Origin of the sequence: Thioclava sp. F42-5 (genome assembly GCF_002213195.1) — a bacterium.
Classification (GTDB): Bacteria; Pseudomonadota; Alphaproteobacteria; order Rhodobacterales; family Rhodobacteraceae; genus Thioclava; species Thioclava nitratireducens.
The window spans coordinates 769,338-786,966 of sequence record NZ_NBNZ01000001.1 but is presented as its reverse complement, the minus strand read 5'-3'; the positions used below and the strand labels follow the sequence as shown (position 1 = coordinate 786,966).

Below are 17,629 nucleotides of genomic sequence, written 5' to 3'. Positions count from 1 at the left end.
AGGGACACGATGTGATGCAAATGCGCGACAAGATCGCCGCCGCGTTGAAAACGGCGATGAAGGAAAAGGATCAGGAGCGGCTCTCGACGCTGCGGCTGGTCAATGCCGCCATCAAGGACCGCGAGATCGCGATGCGTGCCGAAGGCGAGGGCGAGGGCACTGTCGGCGACGCCGAAGTGCTTGCGATCATGGGAAAGATGGTGAAGCAGCGTCAGGAAAGCGCGCGTGCCTATGAAGAGGGCGGGCGGCTGGAACTGGCCGAGAAGGAACAGGCCGAGATCCGCGTGATCGAGGAATTCCTGCCGCGCCAGTTGACCGAAGACGAGGTGAATGCTGCCATCGAAGCGGCCATCGCGAAACTCGGTGCGGATTCGATTCGCGACATGGGCCGCGTGATGGGTGAGCTGAAAGGCCAATACACCGGACAGATGGATTTCTCGAAGGCGGGCCCGATGGTGAAGGATCGCCTCGCCTCGTGATCGGCGGCTGCCTTCGCTGGCCGGGAACAACGCCCCCTCGTGGGGCGTTTTCTTTTGCGCATTTTTGAAAGGAGGCGGCGATGCCGGCACAATCGAAGGCACAGCAGAAAGCTGCGGGCGCGGCGCTTGCCGCCAAGCGCGGCGAGATGAAGGTGGGCGATCTTCAGGGCGCCTCGAAGGAAATGTATGACAGCATGTCCGAGAGCGAGCTCGACGATATCGCGAGCACCAAGCGCAAGGATCTTCCGGACAGCAAGGACGACTGATCTGTCCGCTTGCCGCGGGGATCAGGAGGGCAGCGGCGCACGCGCGGCTGCGAGCCGGATCACCAGTTCGCGGTGCAGTCGTTGCCGTTCCTCGGGCGTGAGGAAAGCACCGATCTCGACCTCGCGCGGGCCGCCTCGCAGGGTCAGGTAGGCTGCGACCGGCCCGCCTTTTCCGTGAAGATCGACCTGTACCCAATGTGGATTCGCCGCCCAGTCGCGCGACGGCTTGCCCGGTTCGTGGCGGATAAGGTGCAGCTCGGGCCCGTTGAATGTCAGGATCTCGAGCACTTCGCCCGTGCGATAGCTGTGCGAGATCGCCCACCACACCCCCGCGATGGCGAGCGCGATGAAGGGCAAGAGCCCCCAAAGCTCCACGTGACCCAGCAATGAAAGTAGCGGCAGGCTGACCATGACGACGGTCGCCGCGATGAAGAAGACGAAACCTTTACGCGGCAAGGAGCGGTAGGGCCACAGATGCAATTGATCGGGCAGGGGCGCAGCCTCGGAGCGGGGCGCCTCCATGGTTTGGCCTTCGGTATCCGTCCAGCGATAGGGCATGATCCGCCCGGTCCTTCCTGCAACCTTTCGCCCCTTTTGCAAACGGCCCCGGATCGCTCCGGGGCCGTTCTCGTTATCAGGAGATGTAGATCACTAGTGCGCGTGGGCGTGATCCCAATCCTCGCGCTTCGGGAGCTCTTCGAAAGTGTGCTCCGGCGGCGGGGAGGGCAGGGTCCACTCCAGCGTATCGGCATACTCGTTCCAGTAATTGTTCTCGGTGACGCGCTTACCCTTGAACAGGGTGTAGAACACGATGCCGAGGAAGAACACGAAGCTGGCGAACGAGATAAACGCACCGATCGAGCTGACGAAGTTCCAGGTGGCGAAGGCCTCCGGGTAGTCGATGTAGCGGCGCGGCATGCCCTGACGGCCGAGGAAGTGCTGCGGGAAGAAGATCAGGTTGGACCCGATGAACATCATCCAGAAGTGCAGCTTGCCGGCCCATTCCGGGTATTGGCGCCCCGACATCTTGCCGATCCAGAAGTAGACGCCGGCGAAGATCGCGAACACCGCCCCCAGCGACATCACGTAATGGAAGTGCGCCACGACGTAATAGGTGTCGTGGTAGACGCGGTCGAGCGGGGCTTGGCTGAGCACCACGCCGGTCACGCCGCCGATAGTGAACAGGAACAGGAAACCGATCGCCCAGAGCATCGGTGTCTTGAACTCGATCGAGCCGCCCCACATCGTCGCGATCCAGCTGAACACCTTCACGCCGGTTGGCACCGCGATCACCATCGTCGCCACCATGAAGTAGCTCTGCTGGGTCAGCGACAGGCCGACCGTGTACATGTGGTGCGCCCAGACGACGAAGCCCAGAACACCGATCGCCACCATCGCATAGACCATCGGCAGGTAGCCGAAGACCGGCTTACGCGAGAAGGTCGCGATGACGTGGCTGATGATGCCGAAGCCCGGCAGGATGATGATGTAGACCTCGGGGTGTCCGAAGAACCACAGGATGTGCTGGTACAGGATCGGATCGCCGCCACCCGACGGATCGAAGAAGGTGGTGCCGAAGTTGCGGTCCATCAGCAGCATGGTGATCGCGCCTGCCAGAACCGGCAGCGAGAGCAGGATCAGCCAGGAGGTCACGAAGATCGACCAGGCGAAGAGCGGCACCTTGTGCAGCGTCATGCCCGGCGTGCGCATGTTGAGGAAGGTCGTGATCATGTTGATCGCGCCAAGGATCGAACTGGCGCCCGAGACGTGCACGGCGAAGATCGCGAGGTCCATGGAATAACCGCCCTCGTGGACCGATAGCGGCGGGTAGAGCACCCAGCCCACGCCCGAGCCCGAGCCGCCACCGCCACCCGGCGCCAGCAGCGAGGCGATCCCGAGCGAGGTGCCCGCGACATAGAGCCAGTAGCTGAGGTTGTTCATCCGCGGAAAGGCCATGTCCGGCGCGCCGATCTGGAGCGGCATGAAGTAGTTGCCGAAGCCCCCGAACAGCGCCGGGATGACGACGAAGAACATCATCAGGACGCCGTGATAGGTAATCATCACGTTCCAGAGGTGCCCGTCGGGGGTGCATTCCTCAGCCGAAGCGATGAAGCGCGCGCCTTCGGCGCACATGTATTGCACGCCCGGCTCCATCAGCTCGAGGCGCATGTAAACTGTGAACAGGACCGAGATCAGCCCCACCGCGCCTGCGGTGAAGAGATACAAGATCCCGATATCCTTGTGATTGGTCGACATGAACCAGCGGGTAAAGAACCCGCGCGACTCATGTGCGCCCTCGCCGTGAACGGCTGCGTCCGCCATAGTGATCTCCCATTTCTCCCGACAGACCCGGGTCTCCCGTCCCTTTGGGTCTGAATGTCGGGAGGTTATGAAGATTTGGAGGGCAGGGCAAGAATTCAGCACACGCTGCCGTGAAAAAATGTCGCAGCTCTGTCAGGTGTGAGTGATCCGTGATCTCGCGCCCTTGGCACGCGGAGCGCGGGCTGAGACCGCCCCGCGCGACAGTTGCGAATCCGCGACGCGGCTCACAAAAAAGCGGACCCTCGAAAGGGTCCGCCAACGAACGCGTGATATGTTCGTTTCGCGATCAGGACTCGGGCGCGTCGGGCGACACTTCTTCCGAGCCGAGATAGGCCGCAATGTCTTCCTGGTTCTTGCGCTGCTTGTAGGCCATGCCGGATTTCGCCTTGGGATCGCCGGTTTGTTCCTCGAGGAACTTCGTGGGATCGGTGATGTATTCGGCGAGTAGCTCTTCGGTCCAGACGGCGCCGGTTTCGGCGTATTCCTTGATCCCGTCCTTGTATTTATAGCCATCGACGGATGCGACCTTGCGGCCGATGACATTGTAGAGGTTCGGGCCGACCTTGCCGCCTTTGAAGATCGCCGTGCCATCGGGGGCGACGATCGAGTGACAGGCCTTGCACCGTTTGAATTCGTCTTTGCCTTTCTCGACGTCCTGCGCGAGCGCGGGGCCCGCAACGGCGACGGCGGTGATCATGGCAATAAGGCTGAGTTTCATCGCGTCTTCCTTGTTGGTTTTGAGTTAAAGCTCGAGCCCTCCCGACCCGGCTTTCACAGGGCAGTCACGCTGCCTTGAAGGGCGTTCTAACATGCATGATTGCCTATGTGTCCACTAAACTTCCAAGGTCGCATTTAGTTTACTCACGAAAATGCGACTGAATGTCGCACGCAGCGCGACGTCAAGATCGGCCATTCCCACCGGCAGGCCGAGGTCGACGAGGCTGGTGACCCCGTGCTCGCGAATCCCGCAAGGGACGATTCCGTCGAAATGCGAAAGATCGGGCTCCACGTTGATCGAGATGCCGTGGAAGCTGACCCATTTGCGCAGCTTCACTCCAATCGCGGCGATCTTGTCTTCGCGCAGGCTACCGTCTGCCGCCTTCGGTTTGTCGGGACGTTGCACCCAGACGCCGACGCGGCCGTCGCGAATTTCGCCTTTCACGTTGAATTCGTCGAGCGCGGCGATCACCCAGTCTTCGAGCTGGCGCACGAAGCAGCGCACGTCGCGCCCGCGCTTGTTCAGGTCGAGCATGACATAGGCGACGCGCTGGCCGGGCCCGTGATAGGTGTACTGACCGCCGCGCCCGGCCTCGAAGACGGGGAAACGCTCGGGATCGACAAGGTCTTCACGCTTGGCGGAGGTGCCGGCCGTGTAAAGCGGTGGATGCTCGAGCAGCCAGATCATCTCCTCGGCTTCGCCTGCGGCGATCTTGGCGACGCGGTCTTCCATGAAGGCAAGTGCCTCGTCGTACGGGACCGGGCTGTCACTTACGCGCCATTCCACCATTTCTTAACCTCACCCGCCGGAATTCCTCACCCGACGTCAATAATTCTTGCCACATCACCGATTCGGAGCGCAAACTTTACCTATTGGTAAGGTCGCGCACCCCCCGCGCCGGTCACATTCCGACCGGTCCTGTCGTGCAGAAACATGGAATTTGCGGGGCAACAGGCAAGACCGGAAGTCATTTGATTGGAGGGTTCAGGAATGAAACACAAGTTCGTTCTGGCGGGTCTTGCGCTCGCCGTCGCTACGGGCGGACTGACCGCGCCAGCATTGGCGGGCGGTTCGGATATCGTCGGCGGGGTGATCGGAGGGATCATCGGCGGCGCGATCGTGAACGAGGCCAACCGCCAGCCGCGTACGGTCACCAAGCGCACCTATTACAAGAAGCCGACCATGTCGTCGGCGCAGCGCGAGGCCAATCGCGAGGTGCAGGTCTCGCTCAACCACTTCGGATGGAATGTCGGCACACCGGACGGGGTGCTGGGGCGCAACTCGCGCGCGGGTATCTCGCAATACCAGGCTTTCATGGATTTCCCGATCACGGGAGAACTGACCGATATTCAGCGCAGCATCCTCACCACCGCCTATCAGAAGGCGAGCCTTGGCGGTTCGGCGGTTGCGCAGACGATCTCGACCCATCCGCAGGGGATGCGCGGCCTGCTGATGCAGACGCGCGACCAGATGCTGGGCACCGGAGATGCGACCTATGCCGGCAACTCGATCGGTGGTTTGCCGCCGCAGATTTCCGAGGCCGTGTTCGAGATCGCGCGCAGCTCCAATGTCGAACCGCAGCAGTTGATGGCGCGGTCGGGCTTCGTGCAGCTGGCCGATCTGAACAATGACGGTCGAACCGATTACCTGCTCGACACCTCGGTGCTGGGGCCGGGCTTCTGGTGCAACGACAAGAGCTGCGCGGTGCGGGTCTTCGCCTCGACGCCGAGCGGCTTCTCGCGCAACGATTTCCAGGCCTATAACGCGACGCCTGCCATGTTTACCTGTCAGGCGGGGGCCTGTCAGAAGACTGGAGCGAACATCCAGAACAACGCGCCGGTGACAGCCGCAGCGCCTGCGCCAGCTCCTGCCGCGCCGTCTTTCTCGACGCAGATCGCGTCGCAGCCGGCGCCTGCGATGCCGTCCTTCGTCGCGCCCGCGCCGGTTGCCGAACCGGTGCCGGTGTCGCTTGCGTCTTTCTGTTCGAAGACCAGTCTCGTCACCTCGTCGAATGGCGGCTTCGTCACGGAGGCCTCGCTGACCGATCCGGGGCAGGCTCTGGGCGAGCAGTTCTGCCTCGCGCGCGGGTACGCGCTCGATGAAGGTGCGGCGCTGGAGGCCAAGATCGGTGGCTTCACGCCCGAGCAGATCGCTGCGCAATGCCGCGATTTCGGGGCGCTTCTGTCCGAGCAGGTGGCCGCCATCGGCAGCTCCCCGCGCGAGGCGACGCTTGCCAAGGTGAAAAGCTTCATCGCCGGTTCGGGCATGAGCCCGGCGCAGCTGTCGGGCACCGCGAAGGTCTGCCTGTCGGTCGGCTACCGCACCGACGACATGGAGGTGGCGCTGGGATCGGCGCTGGTTCTGGGTGGTCTGGGCGAGGGAGCCTATGACGAGCTTGTCGGCCATCACCTGATGCAGGGAATCGGCACCGCCGAGCGCCCCGATCTCGCGATGGATTGGTACGAAAACGCGCTTTCGGCGCAGCCGGTCTTCGCGCCCGCACAGCCCGAGCGTAGCGGTCTCATCCGCAAGGCGGCCCTGATGATGAACGGCCGCGCCGATGCGTCCTCGGCGCCGAAGCCCGCGATGGCCCTGCCAAGCTTTGCCGCGAAAGCGGCAGAGCTCGTGGAAACCGCGGCGCCGCAATAACCTATCGCTTGCGCAGGCCGGGACCGCCCGGCCTGTCGCGACGGCAAGAGCGTGAATTAGAAAAATTCTCGCCAATCCCGAAATACCCCCTTTTCATCCCCCAAGCCTTTGGCTAATACGCGCCACACCAAGCCTAGACAGTGCGGTCGTGGCGGAATTGGTAGACGCGCAGCGTTGAGGTCGCTGTGGGGTAACTCCCGTGGAAGTTCGAGTCTTCTCGACCGCACCATCTCTCTCCCTAGGAGAGATCTGACTGACCCGACGCGGGTTATCCCCCAGATCAAGTTCACCGTGACACGTCGAAGATGCGTGTGCATCTTCGCACGGCAGATTTTTGGCGGTTTTCATTATCTTTCAGATGGTTAGTTCGCTTTGGCGGGCGCCGTGCGCTCAGCTCAGCGCCCGGTAGGCGCTTTTGCTGGTCCTGTTCCTCGACAGCAGCTTACGCTGAGCGAGGATCGCATGACCTGTCACATCACCGGAATCGTCATATCCCCGAGGGGTCGGTCAGCGCCAATTGCACGGTCAGCTTCGAGCGGCTCGGCGGAATCGTCATGAGCGTCGAGCCGGGGGATGTCGCGGTGCGGGCGCCTCGGATCGCCTCGGCATAGATTGACTCGAATGGCGCGCTCGTGAGCGATCTCCCTGCGGGCGTCTTTGCGCGAGTCGGGTGGCGACGCGGATAGAATAGTTTCCGCCGCTCGATACGGCGGGGTCGCCGCAGCTTTACGCGATGGGAATCCCCGTGCGTCACGAAAGGCACCCGGCTCTCGACGCCGCGCGGTCCGCGCCGGGTCAAGAGCCTGCAGCCGGGCGACCTTGTCACCACGCTGGATGACGGGCCGCAGCCGGTTCTATGGTGCGCGCACCGCCGGTTCGGGGCAGCTCGCTGCCAATTCGCGGCTGCGTCCGGTCCGGCTGCAGCCCTGCGCGTCCGGTAATCGCCGGGCGCTCGTCCTATACGCGCAACATTGCGTCTGGCTGCTGCTGCCGCGTCACACCTTGGTCAAGGCCTAAGGCGCGTGGGTCGAAGGCTTCTGGACCCGGCCGCTGGCGCTACCTGCGCTGCCCTCCTTCGACCTGGCCCTCCGTTGCGCGCGCGACCCGATCTGGCCGAGGCCCATTTCCTCGGCGCGGCGCTCAATACGGTCTATGGTCCGCGTGTACGGCCATGGTGACGCAGCGGCAATTTTACCGCTCCAAATGCAAGTCTTGGTCGCTCCTTGCGCGACAGGTGACGCAAAACGGCAATTTTTCGGGCGAATCCGTGCTGTGATAGCCCTGTGACGCGGGTTTTTGATTTCCGGGTTGAAAAACGGAAGTGCCCTTGCTTTAGTCACATGCACGGGAAATGACCAACGACAAAAAACAACGGGGAGCCCGCTTTGAACAACGCAGCTAGCGGCGATGGATTCGTCGTATTCGACCGCGTGCAGAAGAGCTATGACGGCGAAACGCTCGTCGTGAAAGATCTCAATCTCTCGATCGGCAAGGGTGAGTTTCTAACAATGCTCGGCCCGTCTGGATCCGGAAAAACGACCTGCCTTATGATGCTTGCAGGTTTCGAGACCGCCACGAATGGCGAGATACGCCTCGACGGCCAGAACATCAACATGGTGCCTCCGCACAAGCGTGGCATCGGCATGGTGTTCCAGAACTACGCACTCTTTCCTCACATGACCGTAGGCGAGAATCTCGCCTTCCCGCTCGAAGTGCGGGGCATGGGCAAGGATGAGCGCGAAACCAAGATCAAGCGTGCGCTGGACATGGTGCAGATGGGGAGCTTCATCCATCGCCGTCCGGCGCAGCTTTCAGGCGGTCAGCAGCAGCGGATCGCACTGGCGCGCGCGCTGGTGTTCGACCCCGAGCTGGTCCTGATGGACGAACCGCTCGGTGCGCTCGACAAGCAGCTTCGCGAACATATGCAGTTCGAGATCAAGCACCTGCACGAAAGTCTCGGGATTACCGTGGTTTACGTCACCCACGATCAGGGCGAGGCGCTGACCATGTCGGACCGCGTCGCTGTGTTCAACGACGGGCGCATCCAGCAGCTCGCACCGCCGGATGAACTCTACGAGCGCCCGCAGAACAGCTTCGTCGCGCAGTTCATCGGCGAGAACAACAAGCTTCCGGGCAAGGTCGAGACGCTGAACGGCGACACCTGCACGGTGCGACTCGAGAATGGCGAGATCATCGACGCGACGGCGGTCAACATTCGCGAGGCGGGGCAGGAGACGCTGGTCTCGATCCGCCCCGAGCGGGTCGAGTTCAAGCCCGAGATGATGCCTTCGGGCGCCCATACGATCACCGCGGACGTACTCGAAGTGATCTACATGGGGGACATACTGCGCACCCGGATGAAGGTCGCGGGATCGCGGGAATTCGTCATGAAATCGCGCAACACTCTCGATCAGGTGCGACTGACGGAAGGCCAGACGGTCAAGATCGGCTGGCACCCGCAGGACGCGCGCGCGCTCGATCTCTGAGAATGCGGAGCATGCGGGCCAAGCTCCGCACGCTCCGATCTGCCGCAACACGCGGCCAAGCGGCGAAAACGCCGTAAAACCACAAAAGCTCAACCAACTGGGAGTAAAACCAAGATGAAAAAAGCTATGATCCTGAGCACGGCGCTCGTCGGCCTCGTGGCCGGGGCGGCGCAGGCCGAGCAAGTCACTGTCCTGTCCTGGGGCGGGGCCTACGAAAAGAGCCAAGTCGAGGCCTATAACAAGCCCTTCACCGAGGCGACCGGCATCGACGTGAACATGGAAGCCGCCGACAATCCCGGCACCCCGATCAAGGCGCAGGTCGAGGCGAACAACGTCTCGGTCGACGTGGCCGACGTCGAGAAGTCCGACGCGATCCGCCTGTGCGACGAAGGTCTGCTCGAGCCGATCGACCCCGACACCGACCTCGCCGCCGCCCCCGACGGCACCCCAGCGAGCGAGGACTTCATCGACGGCTCCTTCACCGATTGCGGCGTCGCCAACATCGTCTGGTCGACCGTGATGTCCTACAATGCGGACAAGGTCGACGGCACGCCGACCTCGATCGCCGATTTCTTCGACACCGCGAAATACCCGGGTAAGCGCGGGCTGCGCAAGTCGGCGAAAGGCACGCTCGAAGTGGCGTTGATGGGCGCAGGCGTTCCGGCCGCGGACGTCTACAAGGTGCTCGGCACCCCCGAGGGCGTCGACAAGGCCTTCGCCGAGCTCGACAAGATCAAGAGCGATGTCGTGTGGTGGGATGCCGGCGCGCAGCCGCCGCAGCTGCTGGCCGATGGCGAAGTGGTGATGTCGACCGCCTATAACGGCCGTATCTTCAACGCCGAGGTCGCCGAGGGCCAGCCCTTCAAGATCGTCTGGGACGGCCAGCTTCTGGACTTCGACTTCTTCGTGATCCCGAAAGGGGCGCCGCATATGGAAGCCGCGAAGAAATATTTGAAGTTCGCGACCGAGACCCAGCAGCTCGCCAATCAGGCGAAGTGGATCTCCTACGGTCCGGCGCGCAAGTCCTCGGCTCCGTTGGTCGGCATGTATCAGGACGGCAAGACCAAGATGGGCCCGCATATGCCCACCGCGCCTGAGAACATGTCGAACGCTCTGGTCAATGACTCGGAGTTCTGGGCGGACCACGACACCGAACTGAGCGAGCGCTTCAACGCCTGGCTCGCTGGCTAAGTCCTGCAAGGGTCGCGCGGCACTCCGCCGCGCGGCCCGACCTGTTCGATGTCAGGAGCCCCGTGGATGTCAGCCTTCCGGTCGTCTCTGGCCAGCTTGTGCCTCGGCCTTTGTCTGTCGCTGTCCGTCACCTTGCCCGCACGAGCGGATGAAGATGCGGTGGTCGGCTACGAGACCGGCGATACGCAGATGAACATGGCGATCGGCCAAGCCCGCGCGACTTATGAAACCGTCTTCATTCCCGCGGTGCGCGCCCGGTCCGGCTCGCGTTTCATGCTCAAGGCAGGGATCGATACCCCCGCCAATGGCCTCGAACATATCTGGATCGCGCCGATTTCGATCTCCGCGCAGAAAATCACCGGCACGTTGATGAACGAGCCCGTGCATTTCCAGGCGCATGCAGGAGACGAGATTACCTTCGCGCCGAACCAGATTTCCGACTGGAGCTTCCGACGCGAAGGCAAGCTCCACGGTAACTATACGACGCGGGTGATGCTGCCCGATATTCCCGCCGAGCAAGCCGCGAAACTGCGCGCGCAGCTCGCCCCGCTGCCCTGAGGGGCCAAGGAGACACGATGAGCGACGCAACGATGGATGCGAGCCTAAACGGCCCTGAACCAACACAGTTGAAGACTGCCGACGGGCTGCCGCTGAAGGTCGCCCTCGCGAAATCGCAGGCCCGCGCGAAACGCCGCGCCTTCCTGCTGGTCGCGCCTCTGTTCCTTTTTGTCCTGATCACCTTCGTGGTACCGATCGGGCAGATGCTGCTGCAATCGGTCTATAACGACGGCTTCTCGAAGAATGCGCCGGCGCTTGGGCAATGGTTCGACGCGCATCCGCTGGGCTCGCCCATCGACGAGAGCGCCTATGCGGCGCTCGCCTCGGACCTCAAGCAGATGAAGGAAAACCGGACGCAGGGCGAGGCGGGGACGCGGATCAACTATGACGTCGCGGGCACGCGCTCGCTCTTCACCTCGACCGCGCGCAAGATCGAACGTCTCGAGCCGCCATGGAAAGAGGCCATCCTCGGCGTGGACGAGGGGTGGAGCGATCCGAACCTGTGGCGGGCGATGCGCTCTGCCTCGAGCCCCTATACGGTGGATTTCTACCTCGCCGCGATGGATCACAGCCGCGACAAGGACAACAATATCGTGCCGGTCGATCCGCAGCGTGCGATCTACGGCAAGCTGTTCACCCGTACCGCGATCCTGTCTCTCGTGATCACCGTGCTGTGCATGATCCTCGCCTTCCCGATCGCGCATCTTCTGGCCTCGCTGCCGCTGGCGAAATCCAATCTTCTGATGATCTTCGTGCTGCTGCCCTTCTGGACCTCGCTGCTGGTGCGGACGACCTCGTGGATGGTGCTCCTGCAGCAGCAGGGCGTGATTAACGATCTGCTCGTCTGGTCGGGCCTGATCGGCAACGATAACCGGCTGGAGATGATGTATAACCAGACCGGCACGATCGTTGCGATGACCCACATCCTGCTGCCCTTCATGGTGCTGCCGCTCTACTCGGTCATGCGGACCATCCCGCCGAGCTATGTCCGCGCGGCCCGCAGCCTTGGGGCCACCTCGTGGACCGCCTTCCGCCGCATCTACCTGCCGCAGACGCTGCCGGGGATCGGGGCAGGGGCGCTTCTCGTGTTCATCCTCTCGGTCGGCTACTACATCACCCCCGCCCTTGTCGGTGGTGCAGACGGTCAGCTGATCTCGAACATGATCGCGTTCCATATGCAGAAATCGCTCAACTGGTCGCTCGCGGCAGCACTCGCCTCGATGCTGCTGGGCGGCGTCATCATCCTCTACTGGCTCTATGACCGGCTGGTGGGCATCGACAACATGAAGCTGGGCTGAGGAGAAACACAGATGGCCGTTCCCGCATATGCAAGCCCGCTCGAGAGAACCTGGCACTACGCCTATCTCGTGATCTGTGGCCTGATCTTCTTCTTCCTGATCGCGCCGATCGTGGTGATCATTCCGCTGTCCTTCAACGCGGAGCCTTACTTCACCTTCACCGAGAAGATGCTGAGCTTCGACCCCTCCGGCTATTCGATGCGCTGGTATGACATGCTGCTGACCTTCGGGATGCAGGAGCCGCAGGTCGAGCGCAGCTGGTCGTGGTGGATGGATGCCTGGCAGCATTCGACCTGGATCGACGTGGCGAAGAACTCGATCATCATCGGCTTCTTCTCGACGATCCTCGCGACGGTGCTGGGCACGCTGGCCGCCCTCGGCCTGTCGCGCCCCGAGATGCCGTTCCGCCGTGCCATCATGGCGGTGCTGATCTCGCCGATGATCGTGCCGATCATCATCACCGCGACGGGGCTGTTCTTCTTCTACTCGAAGACCGGGCTCGCGCATTCCTATCCGGGCATCATCATGGCCCACGCAACCTTGGGCATTCCCTTCGTGATCATCACCGTGACCGCGACGCTGGTGGGCTTCGATCACTCGCTGACCCGTGCGGCGCAGAACCTCGGTGCCGACCCGCGCACGACCTTCTTCAAGATCGTGATGCCGCTGATCCTGCCGGGCGTGGTCTCGGGCGCGCTGTTCGCCTTCGTCACCTCCTTCGACGAAGTCGTCGTGGTGCTGTTCGTCGCGGGCTACGACCAGCAGACGATCCCGCGTCAGATGTGGAACGGTATCCGCGAGCAGATCAGCCCCGCGATCCTTGCGGTGGCGACGATCCTCGTCTTCGTGTCGATCGCGCTTCTGACCACGGTCGAACTGCTGCGCCGCCGCTCCGAGCGCCTGCGCGGGATGTCACCCGGCTAAAGCGTCAAGCGTCAGCGGGCAGCGCTCGCCCCCATAAAACGTCTCAAGGAGCCGGGTGAACACCGGCTCCTTTTTCTTTGAGGCGGCCTCGAACAGCGTCGCGCAGGAGCGCAGCTTCAGCGCATCGACCGGCCCCATGATCTCCTCGATGGGCGTGCCCGCATGGGCGAGCACCGCCTCGGAGGCCTCTACCAGCCGCGCCCGCAACACCGGATCGGCAAGATAGGCCCGCGCCTCGGCCAGATCCGCGATCCCGTATTCCACCGCTCGGGGCGACCGCCCGAGCGAGGCCAGTTGCGGGAAGATCCACCAGATCCAATGGCTGGTCTTGCGACCTTGGCGGAGCTCGCGCAACGCGGTCGGATAGTCGCGGGCTTGGGGGGCGTGGAAGCGTTGGGTCATGGGATGAGCCTAGCACGCTCTGGACATCGCGAGGAGGGCCGCGACCGATCCGAGGGTGGGCGCAATCGCGCCCGCCCTGGGGGCGGGTCGGGCGCGGCCCGGCCTAGGGGCCGGGCGGGTGTATTGGATTTTTTCAAATTTATTTTCTTGAAGCGCAGTTCGCCAAGTTGATATGGTTAGTTATCCGACGTAACTGATACTCGTTGGCTGAGATGCGAGAGGCGGCGAACCGCCTCTCCACTAGAGTTTAAAGGCCCGGCAACCGGGGTTGGTTACTGCTTTCGGATATTTCTATCCGAAAAGCTTTCTTCCCGTATTGCCACGCATAGATACGCTTTCCGTTTTTAAGGCGGATTGATGCGCGATAGATCACGCGTTTCTCAATATCGTCCATTGGGTACTCCCTGATTGGACGTTTCCCGTCTCCCCCTCTGACCGTCCAAAGTTCGTGGGGGAGGCGGCCCTTCTCGGCATCATCTCATGATGACCACCCGAAGCTCTCATATGTTTGGTCTGTTTGCACTGTTCTTCCGCAATTCCCGTCTGGGCATCTACTACATATGGTGGGGTAACTGTTGTCCGGAGTTTCGGTCCCTTTAGTGTTTGCGTCAACTGAAAGCGCGGACATTCCCGTTCTTTGAATGTTCCTGCCCATGCCGGCCGTCCTTTTATACATGGCGCGGCTCTCGCTTGCGCTCGGGCGTTCGGCACTGAAAACGCTCCACTGGAGCGTTTTCGCCCCGGATCAAGATCCGGGGCCGTGCCTCACCCCCAAACCTCACAAAACTCCCGCCACTCGCCTTTGCTCATGCCGGAGGTCTCCTGCGTGATCTCCTCGCCCGCCAGACGGCGCTTGAGCAGCTCCACCGCCTTGCCCGACAGGTTAACCCCGCCCAGACGGTAATCCTCGAAGGCCGAATAGGCCGCAGGCACCCAGTCCTTGACGATGTCGCACATGGTCTCGGCATAGACGCGGATCTCGTATTGCGCGTGGCTGTCGGCGCGCAGGCGCAGGAAGTGGAAGAGGTTGTGCAGGTCAACCTTCCAATACCATTGCGTGTAGATATTGGTGGGCAGGTTCATCCGCGCCAGTTCCCGGGCGAGGCCCTGTTTGCCCGCATCCTCGTCGGGCGTCAGCATGTCCTCGTAATGGTCATAGGCGCGCATCGCGTCGTCGCGCAGGATGTCGAGCACGCGGGCGGCCTCGGCGCCTTCCAGCACCTGACCGCGGCCCTGATGGTTCTGGCTCGACTGCGCAGCGAGTTGGCTCGCCTCGGGGATGTAGAATTCGCGGTCGAGGATCGAGTAGCGCGCGGAGTATTCGTTGACGTTCGCGGTGCGGTGGCGGATCCACTGACGCGCGACGAAGACCGGAAGTTTGACGTGGAACTTGACCTCGCACATCTCGAACGGGGTCGAATGCCAGTGCCGCATCAGGTAGCGGATCAGGCCCGCGTCGCTGTTCACCGTCTTGGTGCCACGGCCATAGGAGACGCGCGCCGCCTGCACGATCGCGTTGTCGTCGCCCATGTAGTCGATGACCCGGACCACCCCGTGATCGAGCACTTCATGGGCGGTATAGAGCCGCTTCTCCATCCCCGGCGAAACCGCCCGCGCGGTCATTTGCGTCTCGGCGCGCTGTGCGTCGATCTCGGCTTGTTGTTCGGGGGTGAGCGCCATGATGTCCTCCGGATGTCTCGAATCGACCTCCACTATATCTGCGATGGGCGGCTCTAGGAACCGCCATATCCTGTGGATAAGCCGGGGTGCTTGCCGCGGCCGCGTCAGGAGCTATCCTCCGGTTAACCGCAATCAGTTCCAAGGAAGCCTGTTCATGAAAATCGAATATCTGCACACGATGGTCCGCGTGCTCGACCTCGAGAAATCGAAAGCCTTCTACGAGCTTCTGGGGCTCAAGGAACGCAACCGCATCGAAAACGAGAAAGGCCGCTTCACGCTGGTCTTCATGTGCCCGCCCGATCAGGACGACGGCACGGCGGATGTCGAGCTGACCTGGAACTGGGACGGCGATAGCGGGCTGCCCTCGGACAGCCGCCATTTCGGCCACCTCGCCTACCGCGTCGAGAACATCTACGAGATGTGCCAGCACCTGATGGACAACGGCGTGACGATCAACCGTCCGCCGCGCGACGGTCACATGGCCTTCGTGCGCTCGCCCGACAATATCTCGGTCGAGCTGCTGCAGATGGGGGAGTCGCTGCCGATCCAGGAACCCTGGGCCAGCATGGAAAACACCGGCAGCTGGTGATTACTTGCGAAAGTGATCCTTGAGCTTGTCGAAGGGGCTGCGGGTTTCCGTGGCCTCTTTCTTTTGCGGGGCGTTTTGCGGGGCAGGGGTGTCGGCCTTCGTGGGTCCCTTGGTCCCGGTCGAAGAGCGCGGCGGCGCGACCCGCAGGCTCACCGCATTGAGGAATTTCGACCCGTCGCCCGCCGCCAGCGCAGGCGCGCCGTCCGAGATCCCGCGCAGCAGATCGTCGAGCATTTCCTGCTCCGCCTTCGGGAAGTCGTTGAGCACATAGCCCGCCACGCGGTCCTTGTGCCCCGGATGGCCGATGCCCAGCCGCACCCGCGCATAGTCGGGGCTCATATGCTGATGGATCGAGCGCAGCCCGTTATGCCCCGCATGGCCGCCGCCCTGCTTTAGGCGACATTTGCCGGGGGCGAGGTCCAGCTCGTCATGGAAGACGGTGATATCGGAGACGTCGACCTTGTAGAAATCGGCGGCCGCGCGCACGGATTGGCCGGACAAGTTCATGAAGGTCTCGGGTTTCAGCAGCACAACGCGGGTTGAGCCGAAACGGCCCTCACTCACCTGACCCTGAAACTTGCCGCGCCACGGGGCGAAGCCGTGATCCTCGGCGATCCGGTCGAGCGCCATGAAGCCGATATTGTGACGGTTGTTCGCGTATTTCGCGCCCGGATTTCCCAGGCCCACCCAGAGTTGCATGCGTCTCCCCTTTCGAACGACGGTGTCGAGGCTCTGCTCACTCCGGGATAAGTGAGCGCGCGCGAAGGGGAAAGGGGGTCGTCGCGTTCAGGCGGCGCGGTGTTCGACGTAGGCCGGGCGTCCCGATGAGCCGACGACGATCGGTCGCTCTTGAGTGTCGGGAAGGGCAAACTCATCGAAGAGGCGTTCGCTGGTCTCTTCGATATTGCACTTCGCGATTTCCTCATACCCGTTGCGCGGGAGTCGTCGGGCCGTAAAGATGCGGAACGGTCGCAGGACCGGACCCAGCACCGTATAGAGGGCGCGGCTAATTGCGTTGAGCATTCTAGGCGGTAGCACCACGAATGCTGCAAGAACGAGTGCGAATAGCTCCAGCATGTGACTAGCCTTTAGGTTGTATTAACTTCGAGGCTATAGCGTTTCGCGCAAAAGGCGAGGAAATTCGAGATCACATAGATGTGAACGCGTTTGGTTGGCGGTTTGCCGCGCATCCGGGGAATCAAGCGCCGCGTAAAGAAAAACGGGGCCCCGAAAGGCCCCGTCTCGAAAATCTCATTGGAAGAAGAATTACTCTTCGGTCGCTTCTTCGCTGGCTTCTTCGCCCTCGTCCTCGTCGGAGGAGCCGCCACCGAAGCCTTTCGGCGGGGCGACGTTCGCGATCACGAAGTCACGCTCGATGGTGGGCTTGGCGCCTTTCGGCAGGTCCACGTCGGAGATGTGGATGGTGTCGCCGATCTGCTTGCCTTCGAGGTCGACCACGATCTGCTCGGGGATATCGCCGGCGAGAACGTTGAGTTCGACTTCCGGGCGCACCGCGACGAGGGTGCCGCCGCGCTTCAGGCCGGGCGCCTTCTCGTGGTTGATGAACTCGACATGCACGAAGAGCGAGATGCGCGAGTTGCGGTGGGTGCGCATGAAGTCGACATGGGTCGGCAGGTCCTTCACGACGTCTTTCTGAACGCCGCGGCAGATCACGCGGACGTCTTCCTGGCCTTCCATCTTCAGGTTGAAGAGGGTGGACATGAAGCGGCCTTTGCGCAGGCGGGTGATCAGGCGGTTGTAGTCGAGGTTGATTGCAACCGGGTCCTTGCCGTCGCCATACACGATACCGGGCACGAGGCCCTCACGACGCGCTTGCCGAGCGGCCCCCTTGCCCGTCCCCGTACGCGCCACGGCTTCGATCGTTTCGATCTCTTTTGCCATAACTGGTCTCCAATTTGTCAAAGTGATGGGCCGCCTCCAAGGGTGTCGGGCCCATGAAGCCGCGCGAATACTCGGGATTGGCCGGGATGGCAAGGGGAAACCGACGACGTTACGGAAACCGGGAGGGGACGGAAACTGGGGTTGCCACAGCCTGGTACCTGACTA

19 protein-coding genes and 1 tRNA gene are annotated in these 17,629 nt (G+C 62.4%); 11 read left to right on the top strand and 9 right to left on the bottom strand.

Translation table 11 applies throughout. The features are described 5' to 3' along the window. The first annotated feature begins 14 nt into the window (after nt 1–14). Both B6V74_RS03555 and B6V74_RS03550 read left to right on the top strand, forming a co-directional pair. Nucleotides 15–479 carry a GatB/YqeY domain-containing protein gene (locus B6V74_RS03555; protein WP_075776259.1) on the top strand — a complete coding sequence of 155 codons (465 nt, stop codon included), beginning with the start codon at nt 15–17 and terminating at the stop codon, nt 477–479. An 80-nt stretch (nt 480–559) separates the two neighbouring features. Then, a complete protein-coding gene (locus B6V74_RS03550) occupies nt 560–745 on the top strand; it encodes a DUF3008 family protein (protein ID WP_075776258.1) in 186 nt (61 codons plus the stop codon). A gap of 21 nt (nt 746–766) precedes the next feature. Here the strand turns inward: B6V74_RS03550 and B6V74_RS03545 are convergent, their stop codons facing one another. From B6V74_RS03545 to lipB, 4 genes are all read right to left on the bottom strand, one after another. After that, nucleotides 767–1,303, bottom strand: coding sequence for a DUF2244 domain-containing protein (locus B6V74_RS03545; RefSeq protein ID WP_088719115.1), 537 nt, complete (start codon nt 1,301–1,303; stop codon nt 767–769). A 93-nt stretch (nt 1,304–1,396) separates the two neighbouring features. Further along, on the bottom strand, nt 1,397–3,067 hold the full coding sequence (ctaD, locus tag B6V74_RS03540; RefSeq protein ID WP_075776256.1) for a cytochrome c oxidase subunit I: 1,671 nt from the start codon (nt 3,065–3,067) through the stop codon (nt 1,397–1,399). A gap of 286 nt (nt 3,068–3,353) precedes the next feature. After that, complete coding sequence (locus B6V74_RS03535; protein WP_075776255.1) at nt 3,354–3,785, bottom strand: c-type cytochrome; 432 nt, start codon at nt 3,783–3,785, stop codon at nt 3,354–3,356. A 114-nt stretch (nt 3,786–3,899) separates the two neighbouring features. Continuing rightward, nucleotides 3,900–4,574, bottom strand: coding sequence for a lipoyl(octanoyl) transferase LipB (gene lipB / locus B6V74_RS03530; protein WP_088721960.1), 675 nt, complete (start codon nt 4,572–4,574; stop codon nt 3,900–3,902). Between the two features lie 201 nt (nt 4,575–4,775). Here lipB and B6V74_RS03525 point away from each other — a divergent pair, with 201 nt between their 5' ends. The 8 genes from B6V74_RS03525 (at nt 4,776) to B6V74_RS03490 (ending at nt 12,891) form a co-directional block, all read left to right on the top strand. Beyond that, nucleotides 4,776–6,434, top strand: coding sequence for a peptidoglycan-binding domain-containing protein (locus B6V74_RS03525; protein ID WP_088721959.1), 1,659 nt, complete (start codon nt 4,776–4,778; stop codon nt 6,432–6,434). A 142-nt stretch (nt 6,435–6,576) separates the two neighbouring features. Then, a tRNA-Leu gene (locus B6V74_RS03520) sits at nt 6,577–6,663 on the top strand. A 475-nt stretch (nt 6,664–7,138) separates the two neighbouring features. Further along, nucleotides 7,139–7,375, top strand: a complete 237-nt coding sequence (locus B6V74_RS19200) for a Hint domain-containing protein (RefSeq protein WP_088719410.1) — start codon at nt 7,139–7,141, stop codon at nt 7,373–7,375. A 444-nt stretch (nt 7,376–7,819) separates the two neighbouring features. Then, nucleotides 7,820–8,920 (top strand): ABC transporter ATP-binding protein, encoded by a 1,101-nt coding sequence (locus tag B6V74_RS03510; protein WP_075776252.1) that lies wholly within the window; start codon nt 7,820–7,822, stop codon nt 8,918–8,920. A 114-nt stretch (nt 8,921–9,034) separates the two neighbouring features. Continuing rightward, entirely contained in the window at nt 9,035–10,111 is a 1,077-nt protein-coding gene (locus B6V74_RS03505; RefSeq protein WP_075776251.1) for an ABC transporter substrate-binding protein, read from the top strand. Between the two features lie 66 nt (nt 10,112–10,177). Next, nucleotides 10,178–10,669 (top strand): DUF2314 domain-containing protein, encoded by a 492-nt coding sequence (locus B6V74_RS03500; protein WP_168184172.1) that lies wholly within the window; start codon nt 10,178–10,180, stop codon nt 10,667–10,669. Between the two features lie 17 nt (nt 10,670–10,686). After that, nucleotides 10,687–11,967, top strand: a complete 1,281-nt coding sequence (locus tag B6V74_RS03495; protein ID WP_088719110.1) for an ABC transporter permease — start codon at nt 10,687–10,689, stop codon at nt 11,965–11,967. Nucleotides 11,968–11,979: 12 nt separating this feature from the next. Beyond that, a complete protein-coding gene (locus B6V74_RS03490) occupies nt 11,980–12,891 on the top strand; it encodes an ABC transporter permease (protein ID WP_075776248.1) in 912 nt (303 codons plus the stop codon). Here B6V74_RS03490 and B6V74_RS03485 read toward each other — a convergent pair. Continuing rightward, nucleotides 12,880–13,293, bottom strand: coding sequence for a DUF1810 domain-containing protein (locus B6V74_RS03485; protein ID WP_088721957.1), 414 nt, complete (start codon nt 13,291–13,293; stop codon nt 12,880–12,882). The genes B6V74_RS03490 and B6V74_RS03485 overlap by 12 nt on opposite strands. A gap of 765 nt (nt 13,294–14,058) precedes the next feature. Further along, entirely contained in the window at nt 14,059–14,973 is a 915-nt protein-coding gene (gene thyX, locus B6V74_RS03480; RefSeq protein WP_088721956.1) for an FAD-dependent thymidylate synthase, read from the bottom strand. 154 nt (nt 14,974–15,127) lie between these two features. On the opposite strand from thyX, the gene B6V74_RS03475 reads away from it, so the two are divergent. Beyond that, nucleotides 15,128–15,562, top strand: coding sequence for a VOC family protein (locus B6V74_RS03475; RefSeq protein ID WP_075776245.1), 435 nt, complete (start codon nt 15,128–15,130; stop codon nt 15,560–15,562). Here B6V74_RS03475 and pth read toward each other — a convergent pair whose 3' ends face one another. From pth to B6V74_RS03460, 3 genes are all read right to left on the bottom strand, one after another. Beyond that, nucleotides 15,563–16,261, bottom strand: coding sequence for an aminoacyl-tRNA hydrolase (gene pth / locus B6V74_RS03470; RefSeq protein ID WP_088721955.1), 699 nt, complete (start codon nt 16,259–16,261; stop codon nt 15,563–15,565). 87 nt (nt 16,262–16,348) lie between these two features. Next, nucleotides 16,349–16,639 (bottom strand): hypothetical protein, encoded by a 291-nt coding sequence (locus B6V74_RS03465; protein ID WP_088719106.1) that lies wholly within the window; start codon nt 16,637–16,639, stop codon nt 16,349–16,351. A 189-nt stretch (nt 16,640–16,828) separates the two neighbouring features. Then, a complete protein-coding gene (locus B6V74_RS03460; RefSeq protein WP_078539807.1) occupies nt 16,829–17,464 on the bottom strand; it encodes a 50S ribosomal protein L25/general stress protein Ctc in 636 nt (211 codons plus the stop codon). Nucleotides 17,465–17,629 lie beyond the last annotated feature (165 nt).

Bases quoted from the DNA above. Each gene is read 5' to 3' on its own strand.
- B6V74_RS03555 (WP_075776259.1), top strand. From the start codon at position 15: ATGCAAATGCGCGACAAGATCGCCGCCGCGTTGAAAACGGCGATGAAG.
- B6V74_RS03550 (WP_075776258.1), top strand. From the start codon at position 560: ATGCCGGCACAATCGAAGGCACAGCAGAAAGCTGCGGGCGCGGCGCTT.
- B6V74_RS03545 (WP_088719115.1), bottom strand. From the start codon at position 1,303: ATGCCCTATCGCTGGACGGATACCGAAGGCCAAACCATGGAGGCGCCC.
- ctaD (WP_075776256.1), bottom strand. From the start codon at position 3,067: ATGGCGGACGCAGCCGTTCACGGCGAGGGCGCACATGAGTCGCGCGGG.
- B6V74_RS03535 (WP_075776255.1), bottom strand. From the start codon at position 3,785: ATGAAACTCAGCCTTATTGCCATGATCACCGCCGTCGCCGTTGCGGGC.
- lipB (WP_088721960.1), bottom strand. From the start codon at position 4,574: ATGGTGGAATGGCGCGTAAGTGACAGCCCGGTCCCGTACGACGAGGCA.
- B6V74_RS03525 (WP_088721959.1), top strand. From the start codon at position 4,776: ATGAAACACAAGTTCGTTCTGGCGGGTCTTGCGCTCGCCGTCGCTACG.
- B6V74_RS03505 (WP_075776251.1), top strand. From the start codon at position 9,035: ATGAAAAAAGCTATGATCCTGAGCACGGCGCTCGTCGGCCTCGTGGCC.
- B6V74_RS03500 (WP_168184172.1), top strand. From the start codon at position 10,178: ATGTCAGCCTTCCGGTCGTCTCTGGCCAGCTTGTGCCTCGGCCTTTGT.
- B6V74_RS03495 (WP_088719110.1), top strand. From the start codon at position 10,687: ATGAGCGACGCAACGATGGATGCGAGCCTAAACGGCCCTGAACCAACA.
- B6V74_RS03490 (WP_075776248.1), top strand. From the start codon at position 11,980: ATGGCCGTTCCCGCATATGCAAGCCCGCTCGAGAGAACCTGGCACTAC.
- B6V74_RS03485 (WP_088721957.1), bottom strand. From the start codon at position 13,293: ATGACCCAACGCTTCCACGCCCCCCAAGCCCGCGACTATCCGACCGCG.
- thyX (WP_088721956.1), bottom strand. From the start codon at position 14,973: ATGGCGCTCACCCCCGAACAACAAGCCGAGATCGACGCACAGCGCGCC.
- B6V74_RS03475 (WP_075776245.1), top strand. From the start codon at position 15,128: ATGAAAATCGAATATCTGCACACGATGGTCCGCGTGCTCGACCTCGAG.
- pth (WP_088721955.1), bottom strand. From the start codon at position 16,261: ATGCAACTCTGGGTGGGCCTGGGAAATCCGGGCGCGAAATACGCGAAC.
- B6V74_RS03465 (WP_088719106.1), bottom strand. From the start codon at position 16,639: ATGCTGGAGCTATTCGCACTCGTTCTTGCAGCATTCGTGGTGCTACCG.
- B6V74_RS03460 (WP_078539807.1), bottom strand. From the start codon at position 17,464: ATGGCAAAAGAGATCGAAACGATCGAAGCCGTGGCGCGTACGGGGACG.